This is a genomic window from Actinomycetospora sp. (assembly GCF_055612215.1).
Window position 1 is genome coordinate 1 of the sequence record NZ_JBVPVA010001099.1, and the last position, 2,179, is coordinate 2,179.

3 protein-coding genes and 1 tRNA gene are annotated in these 2,179 nt (G+C 73.7%); all 4 read left to right on the forward strand.

The window, feature by feature from the left end:
- Nucleotides 1-216 precede the first annotated feature (216 nt).
- A tRNA-OTHER gene (locus AC0CYZ_RS29720) sits at nucleotides 217-344 on the forward strand.
- 26 nt (nucleotides 345-370) lie between these two features.
- Nucleotides 371-934, forward strand: coding sequence for a dihydrofolate reductase family protein (locus tag AC0CYZ_RS29725; RefSeq protein WP_472221714.1), 564 nt, complete (start codon nucleotides 371-373; stop codon nucleotides 932-934).
- 45 nt (nucleotides 935-979) lie between these two features.
- Entirely contained in the window at nucleotides 980-1,417 is a 438-nt protein-coding gene (locus AC0CYZ_RS29730; protein ID WP_472221715.1) for a VOC family protein, read from the forward strand.
- A 92-nt stretch (nucleotides 1,418-1,509) separates the two neighbouring features.
- Nucleotides 1,510-2,179 (forward strand): alcohol dehydrogenase catalytic domain-containing protein (locus tag AC0CYZ_RS29735; RefSeq protein ID WP_472221716.1); only part of this gene is annotated, 670 nt, incomplete at its 3' end.

A 2,179-nucleotide genomic window follows, 5' to 3' on the forward strand; every position in this document is an offset into this window, starting at 1 on the left:
GAGCATGCTCCGTCGAGGTGACCGCGTCGGGGCCGGTTCATACACCCGTTCGATGGACGGGCCGGCCGCCGCTCGGCACGCTGCTCGGGCATGACGACACTGCGGACCTGGCTCGTCCTCCGCCGCGAAGGACGCCGGCTCAGCCTGTGGGCGGTCGCTCGCGGTTGGTCCTGAGCTGATCTGACAGCGATCGGTGACAGCAGCGCCCCTGTCACCGGGGGCGTTCGAGGCGGCGCCGATGGACCTACTTCCGCACGTCAGAGACGGGCTCCCACAGTCCCTAAGCGCCTTGAAAGCGGACGTACCGAGAGGTACCGGGGGTTCGAATCCCCCCGCTTCCGCCAGCCCCACCGCCGATACGCTCCGCCCGGTGCGCCCCCTCCGGTACGCGATCAACGTCACGCTCGACGGCTGCGTCGACCACCGCTCGGTCGTCCCGACCGAGGACATGCACCGCTTCGCGCAGGCCAACATCGCCCGGGCCGACGCGCTGCTCTTCGGGCGGGTGACCTACCAGATGATGGAAGAGGGTTGGCGCCGGCCGGTGCCCGCGGGCGCGCGCCCCGAGTGGATGGAGCCGTTCGCCGCGACGATCGACGCGGCGAAGAAGTACGTCGTGTCGAACACCCTGGACGAGGTCGACTGGAACGCGGAGCTGGTGCGCGGGGACGACCTGGAGAGCACCGTCCGTCGGTTGAAGGAGGAGCCGGGCGAGGGCCTGTACCTCGGCGGCGTGACGCTCCCGCTGGTGTTGGCGGAGCTGGGGCTCATCGACGAGTACGAGTTCATGGTCCAGCCCCGGCTGGCCGGCTACGGGCCCACGCTGTTCGCGGGACTCTCAGCGCCCGTCGACCTGGAGCTGGTGGGCCGCCGGGAGTTCGACTCCGGGGCGGTGGCGCTGCGGTACGTGCCGCGGGGGCACGGCACGCCCTGAGCGTCGCGGACCGGACCTGACCGCCTCGCGCGGCACACTGTCGCGATGGCCCGAGACGTCCAGTTCACGATCGACTGCGCCGACCCGGCCCGGCTGGCCGAGTTCTGGGCGCAGGTCCTCGGCTACCAGGTCCAGGCCCCGCCCCCGGGGTTCGCGACGTGGCCCGAGGCGCTCGAGGCCTTCGGCGTCCCGCCCGAGCGCCGCAACGACGCCTCGGCCGTCGTCGACCCGGAGGGTGCGGGGCCGCGGGTGTTCTTCCAGCGCGTGCCCGAGGGCAAGCAGGTGAAGAACCGGGTGCACCTCGACGTCCGCGCGGCTCCCGGGCTCGCCGGCGACGAGCGCATGGCGGCCCTCGAGGCCGAGGCCGGGCGCCTCGAGTCCCTCGGTGCCACCCGGCTCGCGCGCGTCGAGCCCGGTCCGCCCATGGACGCGGGCCACCTCGTCATGGCCGACCCCGAGGGCAACGAGTTCTGCCTCGACTGACCGATTCCTCTCCGGCCCGTGCGTGGTCTACACGGTGGGAGACGCGGGCCGTCGCGTCTCTCTCCTGACCCGCGAGAGAGGCCGACCGTTCGATGAGCATCCCCGAGACCATGCGCGCCCTGCAGCAGACGTCGCTCGAGGGCCCCCAGGACATGCGCCTCGTCACCGACGAGCCGGTCCCGAGGCCCGGCCCGGGCGAGGTCCTGATCCGCGTCACGGCCGCCGGCGTCAACTACGCCGACGTCTCGAAGGCCCGCGGCACGTTCGGCGACGGGCCGCAGCCGCCCTACCCGGCGGGGTTCGAGGCCGCGGGCGAGGTCGTCGCGGTGGGTCAGGGGGTGACCGACCCGGAACCGGGGGCCCACGTCGTCGGGGTCGGGAACGGTGCCTTCGCCGAGTACATGGCGCTCCCGGCAATCGCGGCGATGCCGGTGCCGAACGGCTGGACCGACGAACAGGCGCTCGGCCTCGCCGTCAACTGGCCGACCGCGCTGGCCGCGCTGAAGCCGCTCGGCGGGCTCGTCGCCGGGCAGACCGTGCTGGTCCACGCTGCCGCCGGTGCCACCGGTCAGGCCGCGGTCGTGCTGGCGAAGCACCACGGCGCGACCGTCATCGCCACCGCCTCGCCGGGCAAGCACCCGGCGGTGCGCGCGCTGGGCGCCGACCACGTCCTGGACTCCCGCAGCGACGACCTCGCCGCCGACGTGCTGGCGCTGACGGACGGCGCCGGGGTCGACCTCGTGCTGGAGTCGGCGGGGGGCG